Source organism: Sporosarcina sp., assembly GCF_029257255.1.
In the GTDB taxonomy this organism is placed as follows: domain Bacteria; phylum Bacillota; class Bacilli; order Bacillales_A; family Planococcaceae; genus Sporosarcina.
The window spans coordinates 1-22,208 of sequence record NZ_JARICI010000002.1 but is presented as its reverse complement, the minus strand read 5'-3'; the positions used below and the strand labels follow the sequence as shown (position 1 = coordinate 22,208).

Annotated in this window: 21 protein-coding genes and 1 other annotated feature; of the genes, 19 read left to right on the top strand and 2 right to left on the bottom strand. The window is 45.3% G+C overall.

The genetic code is table 11. The features are described from left to right. Positions 1-180 precede the first annotated feature (180 nt). Positions 181-360, top strand: a complete 180-nt coding sequence (locus tag Q1J64_RS00165; protein ID WP_301107071.1) for a hypothetical protein — start codon at positions 181-183, stop codon at positions 358-360. Positions 361-625: 265 nt separating this feature from the next. Here Q1J64_RS00165 and Q1J64_RS00160 read toward each other — a convergent pair whose 3' ends face one another. Together Q1J64_RS00160 and Q1J64_RS00155 are read right to left on the bottom strand one after the other, a co-directional pair. Next, positions 626-3,367 (bottom strand): DEAD/DEAH box helicase, encoded by a 2,742-nt coding sequence (locus Q1J64_RS00160; RefSeq protein ID WP_301107070.1) that lies wholly within the window; start codon positions 3,365-3,367, stop codon positions 626-628. After that, positions 3,364-4,938 (bottom strand): hypothetical protein, encoded by a 1,575-nt coding sequence (locus Q1J64_RS00155; RefSeq protein ID WP_301107069.1) that lies wholly within the window; start codon positions 4,936-4,938, stop codon positions 3,364-3,366. The genes Q1J64_RS00160 and Q1J64_RS00155 overlap by 4 nt, the downstream gene beginning before the upstream one ends. Positions 4,939-5,883: 945 nt before the next feature. Here Q1J64_RS00155 and Q1J64_RS00150 point away from each other — a divergent pair. The 18 genes from Q1J64_RS00150 to Q1J64_RS00065 all read left to right on the top strand — a co-directional run. Beyond that, positions 5,884-6,732 (top strand): sigma-E processing peptidase SpoIIGA, encoded by an 849-nt coding sequence (locus Q1J64_RS00150; protein ID WP_301107068.1) that lies wholly within the window; start codon positions 5,884-5,886, stop codon positions 6,730-6,732. Next, positions 6,726-7,436, top strand: coding sequence for an RNA polymerase sporulation sigma factor SigE (sigE, locus tag Q1J64_RS00145; RefSeq protein WP_301107067.1), 711 nt, complete (start codon positions 6,726-6,728; stop codon positions 7,434-7,436). The genes Q1J64_RS00150 and sigE overlap by 7 nt, the downstream gene beginning before the upstream one ends. A gap of 104 nt (positions 7,437-7,540) precedes the next feature. Continuing rightward, positions 7,541-8,329, top strand: a complete 789-nt coding sequence (sigG, locus tag Q1J64_RS00140; RefSeq protein WP_301107066.1) for an RNA polymerase sporulation sigma factor SigG — start codon at positions 7,541-7,543, stop codon at positions 8,327-8,329. A 95-nt stretch (positions 8,330-8,424) separates the two neighbouring features. Further along, a complete protein-coding gene (locus Q1J64_RS00135; protein ID WP_301107065.1) occupies positions 8,425-8,670 on the top strand; it encodes a PRC-barrel domain-containing protein in 246 nt (81 codons plus the stop codon). A gap of 66 nt (positions 8,671-8,736) precedes the next feature. Next, positions 8,737-9,426 carry a YggS family pyridoxal phosphate-dependent enzyme gene (locus Q1J64_RS00130; protein WP_483315967.1) on the top strand — a complete coding sequence of 230 codons (690 nt, stop codon included), beginning with the start codon at positions 8,737-8,739 and terminating at the stop codon, positions 9,424-9,426. Further along, on the top strand, positions 9,423-9,872 hold the full coding sequence (locus Q1J64_RS00125; RefSeq protein ID WP_301107064.1) for a cell division protein SepF: 450 nt from the start codon (positions 9,423-9,425) through the stop codon (positions 9,870-9,872). Before Q1J64_RS00130 ends, Q1J64_RS00125 begins: the two co-directional genes overlap by 4 nt. A gap of 84 nt (positions 9,873-9,956) precedes the next feature. Continuing rightward, positions 9,957-10,244: a YggT family protein gene (locus tag Q1J64_RS00120; RefSeq protein WP_301107063.1), complete on the top strand. Its 288-nt coding sequence runs from the start codon at positions 9,957-9,959 to the stop codon at positions 10,242-10,244. A 68-nt stretch (positions 10,245-10,312) separates the two neighbouring features. After that, complete coding sequence (locus Q1J64_RS00115; RefSeq protein WP_301107062.1) at positions 10,313-11,089, top strand: YlmH family RNA-binding protein; 777 nt, start codon at positions 10,313-10,315, stop codon at positions 11,087-11,089. A 99-nt stretch (positions 11,090-11,188) separates the two neighbouring features. Continuing rightward, positions 11,189-11,698: a DivIVA domain-containing protein gene (locus tag Q1J64_RS00110; protein ID WP_301107061.1), complete on the top strand. Its 510-nt coding sequence runs from the start codon at positions 11,189-11,191 to the stop codon at positions 11,696-11,698. A gap of 50 nt (positions 11,699-11,748) precedes the next feature. Further along, positions 11,749-11,961: a binding site (T-box leader), on the top strand. A gap of 68 nt (positions 11,962-12,029) precedes the next feature. Further along, positions 12,030-14,789: an isoleucine--tRNA ligase gene (gene ileS, locus Q1J64_RS00105; protein WP_301107060.1), complete on the top strand. Its 2,760-nt coding sequence runs from the start codon at positions 12,030-12,032 to the stop codon at positions 14,787-14,789. 145 nt (positions 14,790-14,934) lie between these two features. Then, complete coding sequence (lspA, locus tag Q1J64_RS00100; protein WP_301107059.1) at positions 14,935-15,414, top strand: signal peptidase II; 480 nt, start codon at positions 14,935-14,937, stop codon at positions 15,412-15,414. Beyond that, positions 15,414-16,319 carry an RluA family pseudouridine synthase gene (locus Q1J64_RS00095; RefSeq protein ID WP_301107058.1) on the top strand — a complete coding sequence of 302 codons (906 nt, stop codon included), beginning with the start codon at positions 15,414-15,416 and terminating at the stop codon, positions 16,317-16,319. The genes lspA and Q1J64_RS00095 overlap by 1 nt, the downstream gene beginning before the upstream one ends. Positions 16,320-16,554: 235 nt before the next feature. Continuing rightward, positions 16,555-17,103, top strand: coding sequence for a bifunctional pyr operon transcriptional regulator/uracil phosphoribosyltransferase PyrR (gene pyrR, locus Q1J64_RS00090; protein WP_301107057.1), 549 nt, complete (start codon positions 16,555-16,557; stop codon positions 17,101-17,103). Positions 17,104-17,123: 20 nt separating this feature from the next. Further along, the gene (locus Q1J64_RS00085) at positions 17,124-18,407 is read left to right on the top strand and encodes a uracil-xanthine permease family protein (RefSeq protein WP_301107056.1); all 1,284 of its coding nucleotides are present in this window, start codon (positions 17,124-17,126) and stop codon (positions 18,405-18,407) included. Between the two features lie 56 nt (positions 18,408-18,463). After that, on the top strand, positions 18,464-19,342 hold the full coding sequence (locus Q1J64_RS00080; protein WP_301107055.1) for an aspartate carbamoyltransferase catalytic subunit: 879 nt from the start codon (positions 18,464-18,466) through the stop codon (positions 19,340-19,342). 1 nt (position 19,343) lies between these two features. Further along, on the top strand, positions 19,344-20,621 hold the full coding sequence (gene pyrC, locus Q1J64_RS00075; protein ID WP_301107054.1) for a dihydroorotase: 1,278 nt from the start codon (positions 19,344-19,346) through the stop codon (positions 20,619-20,621). Then, a complete protein-coding gene (locus Q1J64_RS00070; RefSeq protein ID WP_301107094.1) occupies positions 20,621-21,721 on the top strand; it encodes a carbamoyl phosphate synthase small subunit in 1,101 nt (366 codons plus the stop codon). Before pyrC ends, Q1J64_RS00070 begins: the two co-directional genes overlap by 1 nt. Continuing rightward, on the top strand, positions 21,714-22,208 hold a 495-nt coding region (locus tag Q1J64_RS00065), incomplete at its 3' end, for a carbamoyl phosphate synthase preATP-grasp domain-containing protein (protein ID WP_483315966.1). The genes Q1J64_RS00070 and Q1J64_RS00065, both read left to right, overlap by 8 nt.

Below are 22,208 nucleotides of genomic sequence, written 5' to 3'. Positions count from 1 at the left end.
CAAGCATATTCGCCGAAAAGTTACATTCTGCGCGGGGAGGGGACCCCCGTAGAGATCTACGTATTCAGCATAGGAACTGAATAATTTACGCCAACTCATCCGCCGCGCGCGTTTGGAGACCACTTCCAACTGCGAGCTGGCGGAATACATATACAAACTAGAGGAAAGGAAGTGAAATCTATGACTATAAACCAGAAAACCCTTCCGAAACACTACCCTCCCGTCTCTCAACAAGACATCCAGCGCCTCGAAACACAAGTCGGCCAGCTGATCCGCATCATTGCCAACCTCAACGAACGCCTGAATTACCTCGAAACAAACACCACGAATCCTTTCTTTCTGCCCTCCGATAGAAAATGAAACAAAAAGACCTGCATCCGCTGGAGATGCAGGTCTTTCCTTTTTGACTGCTTATGCTAGTTTATTGCAAGAGAATAGCTTCTAAAGGTGGAGCTATGAGCGCAGAAATCGTCGGTATGATCGCCAAAGTGTACGGTATGATCACGCGGCGGCCTCGTATGATCGCTTGCGCAGGTTTTATGATTATCTCCGAAATTTTTTCAGTAACCAACGCGCCAAAACTGTAGCCCGCCCCGCATCAATCCCATCACCAAACGCACCAAACTCAATTAAAACTCAATAAATCCTCCAACTCGCGATCATTCAGCTCTGTCAGCCACTGACTCGAATGAATCAAATCGGCCGACAGCGCGGCTTTCTCAACGAGCATCTGATCAATCTTCTCTTCAATCGTCCCGACCGTCACGAATTTATGCACATGCACGAACTTCGTCTGGCCGATCCGGTATGCGCGGTCTGTCGCCTGGTTCTCGACAGCCGGGTTCCACCAGCGGTCCGCGTGCAGCACGTGATTCGCCTGCGTCAGATTCAATCCGGTACCGCCGGCTTTCAGCGACAGGATGAAAATCGGAAACTCGCCGTTCTGGAACGCTTCGACCAATGCATCGCGCTGTCCCTTCGGCATACTGCCCGTTAAAAACGGTACATCGATTCCATGAAGTTCCGACAGACACTGACGCAGCATCTGGCCCATGCCGATATACTGCGTGAAAATCAGACATTGCTCGCCGTTCGCTGCAATCTCCGCGGCCATCGAGACGATCCGCGCGAGTTTATTCGAACGTTGCGTCAGTTCGGAAGCGGGTACCTGTGTTTCCTTCAAGAACAATGCTGGGTGATTACAAAGCTGTTTTAAACGGCTCAGCATCTTCAGAATGAGGCCTTTACGCTCGAAACCAGTCAGCGTCTCCAGCTTAAACTTCGTCTCGTCAACAAAGCTCTCGTAAAGCGCTGCCTGCTCCGGCGTCAGCGGAACATATTCATTTTGCTCGAGCTTCTCTGGCAGATTCAAGCGCAATGCCGGATCATCTTTCGTCCGGCGCATCATGAATGGCTGAATGCGCGCGCGCAATTTCTTCTTCTCCGTTTCCAAGTCATCACGCTCGATCGGCACGATGAACTCTTCACTGAACTTGCGGAAACTGCCGAGATAGCCTTTATGAATGAAATCAAAAATCGCCCAAAGTTCAGATAGCCGGTTTTCGATTGGTGTCCCTGTCAGTGCGATATGGTGTACGCCGTGCAATTTCCGAATCGCCCGCGACTGTTTCGTCTGCAGATTTTTGATATTCTGTGCTTCGTCAATCGCCACACTCGCAAACGTATAAGCAGAGAGCATCTCGCCGTCCTGCGTGGCGGTACCGTATGTCGTCAGGATAATATCTGCTTCCTGATTGACCATTATCGCTTCAAACTGCTCTTCGCGTGCGCGGTTTGTTCCATAATGCACATGCACTCGCAATGAAGGCGCAAAGCGTTCCAGCTCCTTCTGCCAGTTGCCCATGACACTCGTCGGACAGATGATCAGCGAAGGGGAATTGGTTTCGGGCAAGTCATGCACATACAGCAAGTACGCGATGAGCTGCACCGTTTTACCGAGTCCCATATCGTCAGCCAGTACCGCGCCGAAGTGATTATCACGCATGAAATGAAGCCACTCAAAGCCTTCCTGCTGGTACGGACGGAGCTCTGCCTGCAGTTTAGCGGGCACTATCACTTCCGGCAGCCCTTTCTTCTCCTGCAGCATGGTCATCACTTTACGCAACGACTGCTGCATCGAGAACGCCACTAGCGGATCGTCCTCTTCTTCCTCTTCCATAATCGGCGCAATCTCTTCCGGCACCTCGTGGAACAGCAAATCCTTCACCGTCCACTCGCCGTCATCGACTTGCTCCATCAGCTCGCGAATCCGCTTGAGCCACGCCGGATCCAAATGAAACCACTCATCGCCTGCGCGGATATACTCGCGGTTCTCATCGACCATACGCTGAAATTGTTCACGGTCGATATTCTCGCCCGCCAATGAAAATTTCCAGTCAAATGACAGCACCTGATCGAGACTCGCAGATGAACGGTATGACTGCATACCGGCAGATGTCCGGATTTTTAACTTCGTCTCTGTAACAGACTTCAGCCAAGCAGGCAAAATCACCGGATAATCAAACGCCTGACATAAAGGCAAATCCTCTTGAATAAACACACGCACCTGCGCATCGTTCAGCAATTCATGCACAAATTGATCTTCAGCAACCAACTCGATGGAACGGAAAATCCCGGCCATCTCCGCTTGGCGCTCCTGAATATCCTGTGCAAACTTCTTACGTGCAGCAGGCAAAGCTTCTTCAATCGAAGCATTCACTTTACGAACGGCAGGCGCCCATTGTGCACCGCGTTCACTGATCAGAACTGTCTCTAACAGCCAGTCCGTTTCATCAATATCCGGCTCCGTCAAACGCAGCGCCACACGGAACGGCAGCTTAGTGGATTCACTATGCGGCCAGCCGTATTGCTGGAAATGGGGGAGCAGGGCCGGGAAATCTTTCATCGACACGCCGAGCGTCGCCAGCTGTCCGCGAACTGCCTGCGAAACATAGCGTCCCGCTTGATCGGACAGACCGGTTTCCTGCATATCAAACGACAGACCTCCGTCCGTAGCCTGAATATGCGAAAATAGCTTCGGATCCTTCCAAAGCTGTGCCGCTTCCCGAATGGCCGTCAACACTTCCTCATCTTCATTCGCAGCACCTGCATACTGAACATATGGATGCCCTGTGGAAGAGAACAAGCGCAGCAACTCGTCAACCGTCACGTCAATCCAGCCGTCACGCTGCGGAACGAGCATGCCGTACAGCGTCGGTTCATCCGAATAAAACAAATAAGAAATGAGCATATCCGCGTCCACTTTTCGTGTTTCTCCTGCGACATTGGCGCAGACCAGAAACGCACCGTCTTGTCCTTCTTTCAGCGTTAATTCCAAGGCAAGTTGCAAGATGTTCGATTGGGTCATAGCAGCAAGTTTCCTTTCTCCATTTCTTCCATCAGTGCACGCAGGCGGGGGAATTGCTGGCGGACTGTATTGATATATCGGTTCCAAAACTCATTGCGGCCGTCACGTTTAGCGGCCGTTTTCATTTGCTTCCATAGACGTACTGCGCGGCGGTAACTGTCGCGATTCTTCTCTTTCACGAGTTTCAACGCTTCCGCATGCATCAGCGGGAACACCGCTCGTGAATCTTCCGCAAGTGCCGTTTTCAGCGAATTACTGTCAATCATATCAACGGAATTCCGTGTCAGATGCATCAGTGCAGCCCATTCTTCATAACGGCTGCGTTCGAATAAAAATTGCCCGTATGCACGGTTTGCTTCTGGTCCGTATGACTGAAATAGCTGATCACGCTGTTCTTCGGAAACATCCGATAACGCCAGTAACTGATCGATATCTTCCGCAAAAGCCGAGCGATTGCGTGAAGCCAATTGCTGATAATAGTCAGCAAGGTGGGGAAGCAGCTGCAGCATAATCGACTGGACAATATCGAAATCCTCGTCCTCTTTCGCATAAAGCGCAAACGCCAGCCACTGCGGTACAGCAGTCGGATCGAGCGCTTCTAATTCACGGTCCAGCTCGTCAAAACGTCCCGACGTCAAATATAAAAACGCTCGGAAAAGCGAAGCGTCTGGCGCAGTTTCATTCTCCAGGCGGTCAATCGCCTCAGACAATTCAGCTTCATCGGTGTAGAGCTCAGTATAGACGAGTCGGAAAACCTCAAAACGTTTTGAGAACAAGCCGTCTTCCTGAACGGCAAATAAATGAATCAAATCCTTGAGTTTTAAATGAAATGCATCCGTTTCGAACAGGCGGGATTTCGAACTCAGCTGAATAATTCCGGCCTTCAATTCGGACAGCTGTTCATTGAGCCAGATCGTCAGCTGCCATTTGCCGTAATGATAGGAATCATTCGAGGATAGCTCACTGTTCAGAAACGGCCAAGACGCCTGCAGCAACGTCAATTCGTAGTAAAGCGTAAAGAGCGGCTTCCATTCCCATTCAAAAGGAGAAAGCCGCGTCTTCTGTTGTTCGATTTTCGATGTATAATGCAAAAAGCCCGTCGGTCCGTCTTTATGATCCAGTTCGTCAAGAGGCTTCACCAGTTCTGTCAAAGCCGAAATCCAGGCTTCCGGCGTCCGCTGCTGTATCGAGAGCTGTGTCTGCACCGTGCCGGACTGTCGCCAGTTATGCAGCCAGTCCGACAGCGAATGAAACTGCGAATACAAATGAAAAACGACCGCGATCTGATGCGCGCACCAGCTGTTGTTTAAACAGGTACAGTAAGGCTCCATCGTTTGAAAAGAAAGACGTGCGAACTCGGATTCCGTTCCCGAGATATTCGCCATCAGCGATTGCTCGGTCTGGGTATAGCGGTAGGCGCCGATTGCGTTCATACGGACTAAAGAAGCGGCCTTGCGAATGGTTTCCGCCTGCTGCGGTACAGTCGGCTGAAATGTATGTTTAATGTGGTTCATGAATTCTTCAATTTCACGTTCGTGCAAATTTGCGATGCGTTCAATCGTCATTTGCATCGAATCAACTCCTTAAGTCAAGTACGCTCGGGTATGGTTAAAAGCACGTTGATTTTCGTTCCAGGCGGACGCTTTCCGGAGGGCCCGCGGTGAGCCAAGCGAACAGCGAAGGGTTCGCTTTGCCGCATTTCTGTGTACTTTACAGAAATTAAGGCAATACAGGGTGCTTTCTACAAAGCATTTTCACTTCGCTCCCCTAAGTTGTCATCACCTGTCGGGCTGATCCTCCCGGAGTCGCCGCCTTCCACTCCGGTACACTGGCTTGTGTTTCAATACTTTTTATGTGATTGGCAGTATGAGCATACTATTGGAGACTTTCATGATAGATATGGCGTTCATGCAATACTTATCATTTACCAGGGGCTTAGATTCTTGCGATCAATGCGGTTACAAAGTTAAAAAGCGAAACCAAGCCAACTTATTCTTCACTCTTAAAAACTGCAGCATGACATACCTACTCAAACCAGCGCCGAAGCGGAATTTAAGCTGCAAAGCATACCCCATTAAAAACTTCCAGAAAAATCGAGTAACGGGGATCACGCCATCTTATTCTTCCCATTTAAAAACTGCAGCATTACATACATACCCAAATCAGCGAAGGCGCAATCCCCCAGCGCCGCAGCGGAATTTAACCTGCAAAGCATACTCCATTTAAAACCCTCAGAAAGATCGAGTAACGGGGACCACACGAACTCATTCCAAACTCTGAAAAAAGTGGCATGACATACCTTTCCCAAACTAGCGTAAGGCAATCCCTCAGCGCCGCAGCGGGTTTAACCTGCAAAGCATACTCCATTCAACACTCCCAGAAAAATCGAGTAACGGGGACCACACCAACTTACACTGCCTCATTAAAATTTTGTCGAAGGCTTTGCGGAAAATTGTCCGCAGCCTGACATTTTTTTTAGGACTGCCATGATAATCTATTTTTAAGGAGGCCGGCATATGTATGCGGAACTTATGATAGGAATCAATATGCTCTTTAATTACGCAATCCTGTCATTCACTAATAAAGTTGGAAATCATCAGACGAGCAGAAGGAGGCTGTGGAGCGCCTCGTTTATCGGAGCCTTCTTTATTACGTTGTTTCCCTACTCTGTGCTAGCGATCATCTTCACTTTTTTAGGAATGACCTATATTGCCTTTGGACAAACGCTCAGCAGCTGGAAAAATGCTGCCCTTGCAGTTCTGATCGCTGCTTTTTTTGCGGGTGGACTGCTAACACTGATTTATTCGAAAATTGATGCTGCGCAAAATAATTTATTTGTATTATTTGCCATCGGCATCGCGTACATCGCCCTTTATATTTTCAAAATAAAGTGGCTGGATACTCGTAAGAACAATAGATTGCAAAGCCTTACAGCTGATTCTGTCTTAACGTTATGGCAAAAAGCAATTCCTCTGAGAGTATTTGTGGATACCGGCAATCATTGTGTGGAACCCATCTCAGGCACTTCTGTTCATTTTATTGCTTTCGAAGCAATAAAAGAACAGCTTCCTGCAGACTTTTCAGCTGCCTTGCAAAAATGGAGGCCTGACACCTCGCCTGACTTATCAAGATTTCCTGCAGTTTACCAAAAAGATCTTCGACTCATCCGTCTGCAAACTGTGCAGGGTGCCTCGTGGACAGTTGGCATCAAGTTCAACAGCTGGCTGGTAGACGGACGGCCAATGCCTGCAGGCTATGCAGTGCTGACGAAGGAACAGCGGAATTACCCGCAAGGTGCATCCGCTATACTACAAGTCAGTGCGCTGGAAATAATGAAAGAAGAAAGGAGATTAGAAACATGTTAACGGATGTGAAGAAGTGGATTTCCTATCTGGCGGGTTTCTTTAGGAAAAAGAACGGAACATTTTATATCGGAGGGCATGAATCTCTCCCAAAACCACTTGATAAAGAAAAGGAAGCCATCACTATTCAAGCTTTGATGAATGGAGACCCGGCAGCGCGTGATACACTGATCGAAAAGAATCTCCGCCTTGTCGTTTATATTGCAAGACGTTTTGATAATACGAATACAAATATTGAAGACCTGATCAGCATTGGAACAATCGGCCTTATAAAAGCGATAGAAACGTTTAAAGCGGATAAAAATATTAAGCTTGCGACATATGCTTCTCGCTGTATTGAAAATGAAATTTTGATGCATTTGCGTAAAACTAATAGGATGCGGTCAGAAATTTCATTCGATGAACCACTTAATTCAGATGCAGACGGTAATGAACTATTGCTGTCTGATATTTTAGGGACAGATGAAGACATCATTACAGATGACGTGGAAAAGAAACTGGAACGTCAGTATATGATCGATGCAATTTCTGGTCTAGATGAAAGAGAACGATATATTATGGAACAGCGCTTCGGACTGATGGGCACCATGGAAATGACGCAGAAAGAAGTGGCAGATCTGCTTGGTATCTCACAGTCGTATATCTCAAGACTTGAAAAGAAAATCATCTCTGAACTTCGTGACAGGCTAAATCAACCCATTTCCTGATTGGCTACATCGGCAGAAATTGGTGATTTTCAAAACCGCATATTCTAAAGAGTTGAGGACAAACTACTCTGTACACTCACCTATAGAATGCGGAGGAAAAGCCAATGGTACGTACAAGAGTAGAAATTTGTGGGATCAATACGTCCGAGCTGCCATTATTGACAAGCGATGTAATGAAAGAGACTTTCATTCGTTTGCAAAGCGGTGACGAATTCGCAAGAGATGAATTGGTGTTTGCGAATTTACGTCTCGTACTAAGTCTGGTTCAGCGTTTTAATTACCGCGGGGAACAGGCTGATGATTTATTCCAAGTAGGTTGTATTGGGCTGCTGAAAGCCATTGATAATTTCGATTTAAAACACAATGTTCGTTTCTCAACGTATGCGGTACCCATGATTATTGGGGAAATTAAACGGCATCTCCGTGACCATCATGCTGTCCGTGTATCTCGATCACTGCGTGACATCGCATATAAAGCCATAAAGGCAAAAGAAGAGTATATCAATGAACATCAGCATGAGCCGCGCATCTCAGATTTAGAAAAAATTACGGGTATTCCGGAAGAAGATATTTTATTCGCTTTAGATGCAATCCAAGATCCCATGTCATTGCATGAACCAATGAACAGTGACGGCGGCGATCCAATTTATATGATGGATCAGCTACAGGATCAGCGAGTCTCGGAAGAACGCTGGATGACCTATGTCTCGATTAAAGACAGTGTAGATGATCTGGATGAACGCCAGCAGCTCATCGTTTCAAAACGCTTCTATCTTGGTCAAACACAGACTGAAATCGCGAAAGAACTTGGAATATCTCAAGCGCAGATTTCCCGAATTGAGAAGAATGCGATGGAAAAAATCCGTTTAGGCATTGAGCAGAAGAATAGTTAAGTAAAAGCTGTCACAATGCCTCCATTGGATTGTGACAGCTTTTTTCGTTCTCGATAAAACACACTAAGCATAGTATGAAATAAGGAGGGGAAATTATGCGTTTTTCCAGCTTGCAGAAAAAAGAAGTGATAGAAATTAAAAAAGGCTCATTCCTAGGTTTTGTTCAAGATGCTACAATTGATGTTACCGGCGGCAAAATAGATAAACTGCACATTGGTGAAATTCAGCGTTCCTTTTTCTCAGATGCAAAATCAAAAGGTGTGCAAAAGGTCGGCTATGCCGACGTCAAGACCATAGGGAAAGATATTGTACTTGTCCAGAATAAACACTTGAATCAATGACTAATCGTTGATATCTAGCGCCTTGCTTGATACAATGAAGCAAAGAAGAAGAAAAGTAGTGATATTGTGGAAACGAAACAACGGTTAGCAATTATACAGCAGCAAATTAACGAAACATGTAAAAAAATCGGTCGAAACCCGGAAGATATCACGTTAATTGCGGTTACTAAATCGGTATCTTCCAAAAGAGCACAGACCTTGGTCGATCTTGGTGTAAAGGATCTGGGTGAAAATCGGTTGGAAGGGCTTCTGGATAAACAGGAAAACATTCAGGAGAAAGTGAATTGGCATTTCATCGGTAACTTGCAGACACGCAAAGTGAAAGAACTGATTCACAAAATTGACTGTCTTCATTCTTTGGATCGGATGAGTCTTGTGAAAGAAGTAAACAAAAGAGCTTCTGAGCCACTGAAATGTTTTGTGCAGATCAATGTCTCTGGTGAAGAATCAAAGTCTGGTATTACACCGGAAGAAGCGGATACATTCTTCGAACAATTAGCAGAGTATGAAAACGTTCATGTTATAGGGTTAATGACGATGGCGCCTAATACAGAAGACGAATCTGAAATCCGCAGCGTCTTCCGTTCGTTACGGGAAGTACGTGACAAAATCACAGCTAAACAATTGCCGTATGCTCCATGCACACAATTATCGATGGGAATGTCCAATGACTTTATGATTGCAATTGAAGAAGGTGCAACTCATATTAGGGTTGGTACCGCCTTAGTCGGATCAGAAAGCGAGGAAGACGAATGAGCCTCAAAAAACGATTTGAGAAATTGTTTTGGTTGGAAGAAGAGGAAACAGTCACTGAATCTACGAGCAGACAACCAATTGCTAATCAGCCACCTGCCCGTAAAGAACCTAAAAATACTAACACAAAGAAGCAAGTATCTGAACCTAATCCCTCCACGCCGGTCATCAGCCTGCAAAGTATTCAAAAGTCATCCAAAGTAATTTTAGTGGAACCCCGTGCTTATGCGGAAGCCCAGGATATTGCAGAGCATTTGAAAAACAAACGCTCAGTTGTAGTAAACTTGCAGCGGATTGATCGGGATCAAGGTTTTCGTATCATTGATTTTTTAAGCGGCACGGTCTATGCGCTTGGCGGAGATATTCAGCGTGTTGGTACGGATATCTTTCTCTGTGCACCTGACAACGTGGAAGTGGCAGGCTCGATTACAGAATATCTGTCTGAATAAAGTATCGGATTGTTTCTTTTGGACGAGCCAAAGCTTCTGCGTGAGTATGAGTTGAACAATTTTGAATGAGGTGTACATGTTATTATGATCGATTTATTAAACATTGTGTATTTTGTAGTGTCCAGAGTGCTTTTAGTATATTCCTTTATTTTAATCGCATATATATTAATGTCCTGGATTCCATCGACCCGGGAGACGAAAATTGGTCAGCTGATTGGACGCATTGCTGAACCTTATCTTGGGTTCTTCCGTAAGTTTATTCCACCTCTTGGTATGATTGATATATCTCCTATTGTGGCATTATTTGCACTGAATCTGATCGGCAGAGGAGTCGGACAGATCTACTTGATGTTATTCCAAGCGTTAATCTAAACGTAAAATAAACGTAAATCCTCACAGGGTGGGGATTTTTTTGTACAAAGAGAAGGAGAAGGATGGTAATGGAATCGATTTTCCAACATTTCAGGAAGGAAGAACAGCCTTTTATTGAAAAGGTGAATAGCTGGGTCAAAGAAGTAGAGGATACGTATGCTCCCAAACTGACGGAGTTTTTGGATCCGCGCCAGCGGTTTATCACAGAATCGATTGTGCGTAATTCGGATCTGATGCTTGAGGCGGAAGGAGGGTTCCCGGATTCAGAACGGAAACGGGTGCTGATATATCCGGATTATTATTCACCGGAAGCAGAGGAGTATCAGATTAGTCTGTATGAAGTGCATTATCCTCAGAAGTTTGTGGATATGAAACATTCTCAGCTTCTTGGCTCATTAATGTCAGTGGGAATTGACCGCTCGCGATTCGGGGATATTCAGATTGCTGACGAAAAAGTGCAATTTGCAGTGGCGGAAGAAGTGTCCGAATATATTCATGTCAATTTTACGCAGGTCGGCAAAGTGAAAGTATCTGTTAAACCAATTCTGGACGCTGCTGAAGTGATTGATGCGAAAGAAGAGTGGACAGAAGAAATGCATATTATTAGTTCGCTGCGTTTGGATACCGTTGTCGCTTCATTGGCAAATTGCTCACGTGCCAAAGCTTCTTCTCTGATAAAGGGAGAAAAAGTGAAAGTGAACTGGGCAATGATCGATCAGCAGGCTTTTGAAGTGGAAGAACATGATGTTCTGTCTGTCAGAGGTTTTGGCCGCTATAAAATCCTCAGTATTGAAGGCAGGACGAGAAAAGATAAGATCCGTGTGGTGATTGGTGCGTTAGTCTGATAGAGAAATCCTTGATAAAATAAGCAAAGTAGTGTTTAATCAAGTAGTACAGAACTATTAAGAAATGATATGGATCAGACGGAAAGGAGAAAGCATTTCATGGCTTTAACCCCTACGGATATACATAACAAAGCATTTAGCACGAAGTTTCGTGGCTATGATGAAGACGAAGTGAATGAGTTTCTAGAGCAGGTTATGAAAGATTATGAAAACGTTTTAAAGAAAAATGAAGAGCTGCAGCAAGTTATCTCTATCAATGAAGCAAAAATAGCTCATTTCAATACAATTGAGGGTACTTTGCAGAAGTCTATTTTGATTGCGCAAGAAGCGGCAGAAGATGTGCGTAGAAATGCGATGCAGGAATCTAAATTAATTGTTAAGGAATCCGAGAAGAATGCAGACCGGATTGTCAACGATGCGTTAGCGCGTGCGAGAAAGATTGCGCTGGAAGTAGAAGACTTGAAGAAACAATCTAAAGTATTCAGAAGTCGTTTTAAGATGATGGTGGAAGCTCAGCTTGATTTGATCAAGATGGATGACTGGGATCAGCTGCTGAAATATGAACTGGATACGACAAGTGTAGAAAGTGCAGCAGACGAAGAATCATAAGAACTTGACAATTCTTTGTGGCATTTTTATAATGACAATAATTACGAATCGTTGAAGCGTTGAAAGAGAGAGTACTTTCTGATATTACCGATAGCGAGCCGGGGGCGGTGGAAGCCTGGTGGAGATACAGAAACGAAAATCACTCTTTAGCTGGTTCATGGATATGTACATGAGCCCGGTTACACTGCCGTTATCAGTGTCTAAGCGGCAATTGTTTTCAATTGCAAGTAGGGTGGTACCGCGATAATAACCTCGTCCCTTTTGGGGATGGGGATTTTTTTATTTTCTTTTATAGTACTTTAGACGTAAACATAAAGAGGAGGAATTATCAATGGAATACAAAGATACATTGCTCATGCCAAAAACAGAATTTCCGATGCGCGGAAATTTACCAAACAATGAGCCGAAGATGCAGGAAAAATGGAATGAAGAGAATATTTATAAAAAAGTGCAAGAACGTACAGCAGGCAGACCTTTTTTCATTCTGCATGACGGACCTCCGTATGCAAACGGCGATTTGCACATGGGTCACGCACTCAATAAAGTGCTGAAAGATTTTATTGTTCGCTACAAATCTATGTCAGGTTTCCATGCACCATATGTGCCAGGTTGGGATACGCACGGTTTACCGATTGAGCAGGCGCTTGTCAATAAAGGTGTAGACCGCAAGAAGATGAGCATCGCAGAATTCCGTAAAATGTGTGAAGAATATGCGCTTGAGCAAATTAGTAACCAGCGTACACAATTCAGACGTCTTGGAGTTCGTGGTGACTGGGAAAATCCATATATTACATTGAAGCCTGCATTCGAATCACGCCAGATTCAAGTATTCGGTGAAATGGCGAAAAAAGGCTATATTTATAAAGGACTGAAGCCGGTTTATTGGTCTCCTTCCAGTGAATCTGCGTTGGCTGAAGCGGAAATCGAGTACCAAGACAAGAAGTCTCCTTCGATTTACGTTAGCTTCCCTGTGCGTGACGGCAAAGGCGTATTGGCTGAAGACGTTAAATTCCTTATCTGGACGACTACCCCTTGGACAATCCCAGCGAATCTTGGAATTTCTGTTCACCCGGCATTTACGTATGCAATCGTAAGTGTTAATGGTGAAAAGTTTGTTGTCGCGAAAGATTTGGTGGACTTTTTAGCGAAAGAGTTAGAGTGGGAAAATTATACAATTGAGCGGGAGCTACCTGGAGCTGACTTGGATCGTGTCGTTGCGAAGCATCCATTCTACGACCGCGATTCACTTGTTATGCTAGGCGAGCACGTGACAGCAGACGCTGGTACTGGCTGCGTTCATACAGCACCGGGTCACGGTGAAGATGACTTCTACGTCAGTAAATCATACGGTATTGATGCCTTGTCTCCAATAAATGACCGTGGTGTCATGACGGAAGAAGCACCATTCTTTGAAGGCATGTTCTATGAAGATGCCAATAAAGCAGTCACAGAAAAACTGAAAGAAGTCGGCGCACTTCAGAAGCTTTCATTTATCACACACTCGTATCCGCATGACTGGCGTACGAAAAAGCCGGTTATTTACCGTGCGACAGCTCAGTGGTTTGCATCAATTGAATTATTCAGAAGTGACTTACTGGAAGCAATCCGTAAAACTGAGTTCACGCCTTCTTGGGGTGAAACACGTCTGTTCAATATGGTTCGCGACCGCGGCGACTGGTGTATTTCCCGCCAGCGTGTATGGGGGGTTCCAATTCCGGTATTTTACGCGGAAAATGGAGATGCCATTCTGACAGATGAAACGATCAGCCATGTAGCTGAATTATTCCGCGAGAACGGTTCAAATATTTGGTTTGAGCGTTCAGCAAAAGAACTACTTCCTGAAGGCTTTACACATGAAGGCAGCCCGAACGGCGAGTTCACGAAAGAAACAGATATTATGGATGTTTGGTTCGATTCCGGAACGACTCACCAAGGGGTGCTTGATGAGCGCGATGATCTTGTGTACCCTGCTGATCTGTACTTGGAAGGTTCTGACCAATACCGCGGCTGGTTCAACTCTTCATTGACGACAAGTGTTGCGATCAATGGAATTGCACCTTATAAGGGAGTTTTGAGCCACGGCTTTACGCTTGATAAAGACGGCCGTAAAATGAGTAAATCACTCGGCAATGTTATTGTGCCGTCAAAAGTAATTAATCAATTAGGTGCTGATATTGTTCGTCTGTGGGTTGCTTCAGTTGACTACACAGCTGACGTGCGTGTATCTGATTCAAACTTTAAGCAAGTATCGGAAGTGTACCGCAAGATCCGTAATACGATCCGATTCCTGCATGGTAATGTATCAGACTTCAATCCGACAGCAAACCGTGTTTCATTTGAAGACATGCGTCCCGTTGATCAGTATGTTTATGTGAAACTTCAAGATTTGATTGAAGAAGTCACAACAGCATACAGCAATTATGAATTCGCAAGTGTCTATCATGCGGTGAATAATTTCTGTACAGGTGTGCTGAGTTCCTTCTACTTGGATATCGCGAAAGATGTTGTGTATATCGAAGGCGCAAATCATCCGCACCGCCGTGCTATGCAGTCGGTTATGTATGATACGTTGATTACTTTAGTCAAACTCATCACACCGATCCTGCCACACACTGCAGATGAAATGTGGAACTACCTGACAGTTAAAGAAGCTGACAGTGTACAGTTGACCGATATGCCGAAAGCGGATCAAAAAGGCGAAGCAGCAGACAAACTGCGCGAACGTTTTGACGGCTTAATGGCTATCCGTGATGATGTATTGAAGGCTTTAGAAGAAGCGCGAAATGCAAAAGTCATCGGGAAATCACTCGAAGCAAAAGTAACGGTCGTATTGCCAGAAGATCTTCAAGGCTTGCTGCAGGCTGAAGATATCGACTTCGCTCAATTCTTTATCGTTTCTGCTTTTGAAGAAAGTAAAGATGCAGATCTTCCAAATGCATTAAAATTGGACCGCGCGACTGTACTGGTCGAAAAAGCGGACGGCGAGAAATGCGAACGTTGCTGGACAATCTCCACAACGGTCGGAGAAGATTCAGAGCATCCTGCACTATGTACACGATGTGCAGACGTTGTAAAAGAGAACTATGCATAAGTAATCTTGATGCAAAAGCCATCATCATTCACTCGTGGATGATGATGGCTTTGCTTTTTTAAAGTGAAGGGCACGGTAAAAAAGGTAAAATTAGCTGACTTTGTGGTAAAATAAATTAGACATTTGCTGGACGGAGGTAGACGCAGTGATCGTTTATTATGCAATAGCTGTTTTGGTCATAGCACTGGATCAACTGACAAAATGGCTCGTAGTAAAAAATATGGAACTTCGGGAATACATCCCCTTGCTAGATCCTTATCTAGGCTTCCTATCGCATCGCAACCGCGGCGCTGCATGGGGTATGCTCGAAGGGAAAATGTGGCTGTTTTATATCGTAACCATCGCAGTGGTTGCAGCTATCATATACTTTTTCCATACGGAAGGAAAAAAAGACCGCCTGCTTGGCATCAGTCTGATGTTATTACTGGGAGGGGCAGTCGGAAACTTTATTGACCGTTTGTTCAGAGGAGAAGTCGTGGATTTCGTTTCTGTACTGATTCCCGTCATTAATTATGATTTTCCAATATTCAACGTGGCAGACGCGGCATTGACCATTGCAGTCGTACTGATCTTAGTGCATGTACTGCTTGATGAAAAAAAGAAAAAGAAAAAAGGTGTTTCCTAATGGAACGATTTGAATATGAAATTACAGAAGAACTTTCAGGCAGTCGAATAGATAAAGCAATTGCTACTTTGCAACCGGATTGGTCACGCACACAAATACAGCAGTGGCTAAAAGAAGAACGTATTCAAGTGAATGGCAGTTTTGTGAAATCAAACTACAAAGTAAAAGCTGAAGATTCGATTGCCGTAGAGCAGCCGGACCCGGAAGCGTACGATATTGAAGCAGAAAATCTTCAACTTGAAATTGTTTATGAAGATCAGGATGTCCTGGTAGTGAATAAACCAGTAGGAATGGTTGTGCATCCTTCACCGGGCCATCTGTCCGGCACACTGGTCAACGGATTGATGTATCAAGTTACGGATCTGTCCGGCATCAATGGCGTTATGAGACCAGGTATCGTTCACCGAATCGATAAAGATACATCTGGTCTTCTAATGGTGGCAAAAAATGATAAAGCACATGTTTCATTGGTCAATCAGCTTGTAGAGAAATCAGTTAACCGTGTGTATACCGCGCTTGTGCACGGACATATTCCTCATGACAACGGAACAATTGATGCACCGATCGGGAGAGACCCCCGTGACCGTCAAAAAATGGCTGTCGTCGATAATGGAAAAAATGCAATTACCCATTTTAAAGTGCTGGAACGTTTCGGCGAGTACACACTGGTGGAATGCCGCTTGGAAACGGGACGTACACACCAGATTCGTGTGCATATGAAATATATCGGCTACCCGCTAGTCGGAGATCCCAAATACGGACAAAGAAAGACGATTGAATTCGGTGGACAAGTTCTTCATGCCGGAATAGTTGGTTTCGTGCATCCTGTGACAGAAGAGTACATGGAATTCACGGCCCCTTTGCCTGAAAATTACCAACAATTACTTAATGATTTACGTGCATAAAATTATTGACAAGTGCAATTACTGACTGTATGCTTGATGAAGAAATTGAATAGCGATACCTTTAAAGTCAGTCCTGTGAGGCTGGGAAGGTTGCACGGAATTACATGATGTCTTGCTGCGGCAGGATATCGATGTATGCTTTTTTCTGCACGTCTGCCCTCAGTCACTTCTGACTGGGGGATTTTTTTATGGGCTTTTAAAGGAATATGTGTTTACAGAAAGGGGAACCGTTGATATGGCGGAAAAAGCAGAAATACTGGATGAACAGGCTATTACACGTGCCATCACACGAATTGCACATGAAATCATTGAAAAAAACAGAGGCATTGATGATTGTATATTGGTCGGCATTAAAACAAGAGGCGCCATTTTATCGAAACGTTTAGCAGATAGAATTGAACAGATTGAAGGCAAGCCTATTAAGAAGGGAGAGTTGGATATCACGCTTTACCGTGATGATCTTCAGCTAAAGCATGAACAGGCAGAAGCACTGGTTCATCAAGTCGACATTGAACATGATGTTGCGGACCAAAAAGTAATATTAGTGGATGATGTTCTGTACACAGGGCGCACAGTCAGAGCTGCTCTAGATGCAGTGATGGATTTAGGTAGACCTGCCTCCATACAGCTCGCGGTTCTGGTAGACAGGGGGCACCGGGAATTACCGATTCGTCCCGACTTTGTAGGCAAGAACATCCCTACATCAAGCGAGGAACAAGTAGTGGTCAGCATGACAGAAACTGACGGAACGGATGGCGTCACGATCCACAAACGCACATTATAAATAGCCGGGGGAAAACGAAGATGAGTGAAAAAGTATTAGATGTCAATGAAAAACCACAGCCGGCGCGATGGCTCATACTGAGTCTACAGCACATGTTTGCAATGATCGGAGCTACAATCTTAGTGCCGCAGCTGGTCGGATTAAGCCCGGCAATCGCTTTGTTGACAAGCGGAATCGCAACCATCGTATTTATTGCAGTAACGAAGTTTCAAGTACCTGCTTACTTAGGTTCTTCCTTCGCTTTCATCATACCAATTCAGATTGCAACAAAGACTGGTGGAATAGGAAGTGCAATGATCGGGAGTATGTTCGTTGCGCTGGTATACGCAATTATATCGCTGCTGATTTGGAAAACAGGCTACCGCTGGATTATGCGCATCCTTCCACCGATCGTCGTCGGACCGGTCATCATGGTCATTGGACTTGCCATTGCGCCGACAGCCATCCATAATGCGAGCACAGTCGAATTAAATGGAGTGGATGTCTACAGCGGACTGCATTTTTCAGCAGCGCTGGTCACTCTGGCAGCAGCAGTATTTTGCCTGATGTTCTTTAAAGGAATTATTAGTCTCATGCCGGTGCTTATAGGAATTACAGTCGGTTATATCTATTCAGCAGCCATCGGAATTTTGGATTTCAAGGCAGTGGCCGAGGCCAAATGGTTCGCTGTTCCTGAGATGCTGATCCCCGGTGTAGATTATTCTTTCGTTGTCACCCCCACCTTATTGATCATCATGGTGCCAATTGCCATTGTTACGATTTCAGAACATATCGGCCACCAGCTGGTGCTTGGGAAAGTAGTTGAACGTAACTATATTGACAGTCCGGGGCTTCATAGATCATTGCTCGGTGACGGTTTAGGGACACTGATAAGCGGGATGGTCGGCGGACCCCCAAAAACTACGTACGGTGAGAATATCGGTGTGCTAGCGATTACCCGCGTATACAGTGTCTATGTGATTCTCGGTGCAGCCGTGTTTGCCATCTTCTTCTCTTTCATGGGGAAAGTGATGGGGATCATTGCTACGATTCCACAGGCTGTGCTCGGTGGGATTTCAATCCTATTGTTCGGAATTATTGCTTCATCCGGAATGCGCATGTTGATCGACCATAAGATAGATTTTGACAACCAGCGTAACCTCGTCATCGCGTCCATCATACTGGTCATTGGAATCGGTGGAGCCAGCCTCAAATTCAGCCCGACGTTTGAAGTTGGCGGTATGGCACTGGCAGCGATTGTCGGTGTACTTCTGAACTTGATTCTGCCTGGAAGAAAAGACGATACATTAATGGATGAAGAATAACGGAACAATAGAATAACTTGCAGAACATGCCTGCACTTCATGAGGAGGAACATCCGATGGAACATTTAGTTTCAATGAAAGAACTGACAGTGGAAGAAATCATGCTCATATTAGAGCGGGCAGCTATTTTCAAACGGCTAGGCTTCCGGGAACTGCCAGGAACCTATACGGTGTGTAACTTATTCTTTGAGCCCAGCACACGGACGAAAACAAGCTTTGAAATGGCTGAGCGAAAAGTCGGAGCGCAGATTATCCCGTTCGAAACCAGTTTCTCCAGCACTCTTAAAGGGGAGACACTGTATGATACGATTAGAACATTGGAAGCTATCGGATTAGATGCGCTCGTCATCCGGCACCCGTCGGACGGTTTTTATGAAGAACTCGTTGAGCGTACGAATGTTGCCATCATCAATGCAGGAGATGGTTCAGGCCAACATCCGACACAGTCATTACTTGATCTGTTCACTATTCAGGAAGAGTTTGGTGGATTTGAAGGTCTTAAAGTACTGATTGCAGGGGATATCGCTCACAGCCGGGTTGCGCGCTCAAATGCAGAAGCACTGCGTAAATTGGGAGCAGAAGTGACGTTCTTATGCCCACCGGAATGGGCAGGAGAATTCGACAGTGTCGACAACTGGGATGAAGTCATTGAAACAAGCGATGTGGTCATGCTTCTACGTGTGCAGCATGAACGTCATAATACGGAGATGGCCTACACGAAGGCTGCTTACCATGAGCAGTACGGACTGACAGAAGAGCGAGCTGCACGAATGAAGGAAAAGGCAATTATCATGCATCCAGCACCTGTGAACAGAGATGTTGAAATAGCGGACTGTTTAATTGAAAGTCCGCAATCGAGAATTTTTAAACAAGTCGAAAATGGTGTATATATTCGAGCAGCTGTTCTAGAACTAATTTTGAAGGGGCGGAAGTGATATGAAAACTTTAATTCAAAATGTACAGATGGTAAACGAAGAGGGCGAACTAATCCAGACAGATGTTAAAATCGCAGAAGGAAAAATTGCAGAAATCGGTAACCAGTTAGCAGCTGAAGAATGTGAAATCATAGAAGGCAAAGGACTCTTATTGTCACCTGGACTAATTGACGTACACGTTCACTTGAGAGAACCGGGTGGAGAGCATAAAGAAACGATCGCAACTGGAACGGCGGCAGCAGCCAAGGGCGGTTATACCACTATCTGCTCTATGCCGAATACGCGTCCTGTTCCTGACACGATTGAAAATATCGAGAAGATTAATAAGTTAATAGAAGAAAACGCGAAAATCCGCGTACTTCCATATGCATCGATCACGATCAGAGAAGCAGGGAAAGAGCGGACGAACTTGAAGGAATTAAAAGAACACGGTGCATTTGCTTTTACAGATGACGGAGTTGGAATTCAGGAAGCGGGCATGATGTATGAAGCGATGCAGGATGCAGCGGCTATTGATATGGCAATTGTGGCCCATTGTGAAGACAATACATTAATTTACGGCGGTGCGATGCACGAAGGCGCACGCAATAAAGAGCTTGGACTGCCGGGGATTCCTGCAATTGCAGAGTCAGTACATATTGCGAGAGACGTTTTATTGGCAGAAGCGGCAGGCGCTCACTACCATGTATGCCACGTAAGCACAAAAGAATCAGTTCGTACAATCCGCGACGCAAAAAAAGCAGGAATTCGTGTAACGGGCGAAGTAAGTCCGCATCACTTACTGCTGACAGAACATGATGTGCCGGGAGACGATGCTGACTGGAAAATGAATCCGCCGCTTCGCTCGGAAGAAGACCGCAAGGCTTTGCGTGAAGGGTTGCTTGACGGTACGCTGGACTGCATCGCAACAGATCACGCACCACATACGGCAGAAGAAAAAGCTGCGGGGATTGCAAAAGCCCCATTCGGTATCACGGGATTCGAAACAGCATTCCCTCTATTATATACGCACTTCGTTAAACCAGGGCACTGGACACTGAAGCAACTGGTGGATTGGATGACAGTCAAGCCGGCTGAAGTTTTCGACTTGCCTTACGGTAAAATTGAAGTAGGTGCAGCAGCTGATCTAGTTCTGATTGACTTGGAAAAAGAGCAGAAGATCGACCGCACGACATTTGTTTCGCAAGGAAAGAATACGCCATTTGACGGCTGGGAATGCGCTGGATGGCCGGTAATGACAATTTTCGGTGGAAACATCGTTTGGAAGGATGGTCAATGATGAAAAAACGATATTTAGTATTAGAAGACGGTTCGATATTTGAAGGGAAAGCATTTGGAGCGGACAGCGCTTCGATTGGAGAAGCTGTATTTGCTACAGGAATGACTGGTTATCAGGAAACAATTTCTAATCCTTCAGGCTGCGGACAGATTGTCGTTATGACTTATCCATTGATAGGAAACTACGGAATTAACCGAGATGATTATGAGTCTATCGATTTGGCCATTAACGGTTTGGTTGTTAGAGAATTAACTGAAGAGCCTTCGAACTTCCGAAGCGGCATGTCTTTAGGAGATTTGCTTTCATTGAAAGGAATTCCTGGAATTCAGGAAATCGACACACGTAAGCTGACTCGTTTATTGCGTAATAAAGGCGCATTAAAAGGCAAGCTTACGGCTGCCGGCGATGACATTGACACAGCGGCAGTTCTTGCAGAAGTTCAAGGCTATGATTTGCCGAAGGACTTAGTCGCGAAAGTATCAACAAAGCGTCCATATCCAAGCCCCGGTCACGGCAAGCGCGTTGTCGTCATCGATTACGGAATCAAGCACGGAATCCTGCGTGAACTGAATAAGAAAGAATGTGACGTCATCGTAGTTCCTCATGATACATCTTCAAAAGAAATATTGGCTTTGTTCCCGGACGGTATTTTATTATCCAACGGACCGGGGAATCCGGAAGATGTGGAAGGTGCGGTAGAAACGATTAAAGAATTGCTCGGCAAGAAACCAATCTTCGGGATCGGCCTAGGCCACCAGCTGTTCGCATTAGCTTGCGGAGCAAAGACAGCAAAAATGAAGAACAGCCACATCGGAGGAAATTATCCGGTAAAAGATCTGAAAAGAAACCGTACAGACCTGACTTCACAAAGTCATGGTTATGAAGTGTTGGAAGATTCACTGGCTGCAGCGGGTCTTGAAGTTACACATAAAGCGCTGAATGACGGCTGTGTAGAAGGTGTCAGAAGTAAGAAATATGAAGCAATTGCTGTACAGTTCCACCCTGAAGCATCACCAGGACCGCATGATGCAAGTTACTTATTCGACGATTTCATTCAATTAATGACTGCAAGCAACCGAAAGGAGAATACCAATGCCTAAACGTACAGATATTAAATCCATTCTCGTCATCGGCTCAGGCCCAATCGTCATCGGCCAGGCTGCTGAATTTGACTATGCAGGTACACAAGCGTGCCTGTCCCTGAAAGAAGAGGGGTACCGTGTAATCCTTATCAACTCCAATCCGGCGACGATTATGACGGATACGGAAGTTGCAGATAAAGTCTATATTGAACCTATCACTTTGGAATTCGTCAGCCGAATCATCCGTAAAGAACGTCCAGATGCATTGCTTCCTACACTAGGCGGACAAACAGGATTGAACATGGCAATCGAGCTACAGGAATCAGGAATCCTTGATGAATTAGAGATTGAAATTCTGGGTACAAAACTTGACGCCATCCATAAAGCAGAAGACCGCGACTTGTTCCGTACCTTGATGAATGAAATGGGTCAGCCTGTCCCAGATAGTGATATTATCCACAATCTTGAGGAAGCATATACATTCGTCAAGAGAATTGGCTATCCA

Bases quoted from the DNA above. Each gene is read 5' to 3' on its own strand.
- Q1J64_RS00080 (WP_301107055.1), top strand. From the start codon at position 18,464: ATGGAACATTTAGTTTCAATGAAAGAACTGACAGTGGAAGAAATCATG.
- Q1J64_RS00110 (WP_301107061.1), top strand. From the start codon at position 11,189: ATGGCTTTAACCCCTACGGATATACATAACAAAGCATTTAGCACGAAG.
- Q1J64_RS00125 (WP_301107064.1), top strand. From the start codon at position 9,423: ATGAGCCTCAAAAAACGATTTGAGAAATTGTTTTGGTTGGAAGAAGAG.
- Q1J64_RS00160 (WP_301107070.1), bottom strand. From the start codon at position 3,367: ATGACCCAATCGAACATCTTGCAACTTGCCTTGGAATTAACGCTGAAA.
- Q1J64_RS00135 (WP_301107065.1), top strand. From the start codon at position 8,425: ATGCGTTTTTCCAGCTTGCAGAAAAAAGAAGTGATAGAAATTAAAAAA.
- Q1J64_RS00115 (WP_301107062.1), top strand. From the start codon at position 10,313: ATGGAATCGATTTTCCAACATTTCAGGAAGGAAGAACAGCCTTTTATT.
- Q1J64_RS00085 (WP_301107056.1), top strand. From the start codon at position 17,124: ATGAGTGAAAAAGTATTAGATGTCAATGAAAAACCACAGCCGGCGCGA.
- pyrC (WP_301107054.1), top strand. From the start codon at position 19,344: ATGAAAACTTTAATTCAAAATGTACAGATGGTAAACGAAGAGGGCGAA.
- ileS (WP_301107060.1), top strand. From the start codon at position 12,030: ATGGAATACAAAGATACATTGCTCATGCCAAAAACAGAATTTCCGATG.
- Q1J64_RS00070 (WP_301107094.1), top strand. From the start codon at position 20,621: ATGAAAAAACGATATTTAGTATTAGAAGACGGTTCGATATTTGAAGGG.
- sigG (WP_301107066.1), top strand. From the start codon at position 7,541: ATGGTACGTACAAGAGTAGAAATTTGTGGGATCAATACGTCCGAGCTG.
- pyrR (WP_301107057.1), top strand. From the start codon at position 16,555: ATGGCGGAAAAAGCAGAAATACTGGATGAACAGGCTATTACACGTGCC.
- sigE (WP_301107067.1), top strand. From the start codon at position 6,726: ATGTTAACGGATGTGAAGAAGTGGATTTCCTATCTGGCGGGTTTCTTT.
- Q1J64_RS00120 (WP_301107063.1), top strand. From the start codon at position 9,957: ATGATCGATTTATTAAACATTGTGTATTTTGTAGTGTCCAGAGTGCTT.
- Q1J64_RS00095 (WP_301107058.1), top strand. From the start codon at position 15,414: ATGGAACGATTTGAATATGAAATTACAGAAGAACTTTCAGGCAGTCGA.
- Q1J64_RS00155 (WP_301107069.1), bottom strand. From the start codon at position 4,938: ATGCAAATGACGATTGAACGCATCGCAAATTTGCACGAACGTGAAATT.
- Q1J64_RS00150 (WP_301107068.1), top strand. From the start codon at position 5,884: ATGTATGCGGAACTTATGATAGGAATCAATATGCTCTTTAATTACGCA.
- Q1J64_RS00165 (WP_301107071.1), top strand. From the start codon at position 181: ATGACTATAAACCAGAAAACCCTTCCGAAACACTACCCTCCCGTCTCT.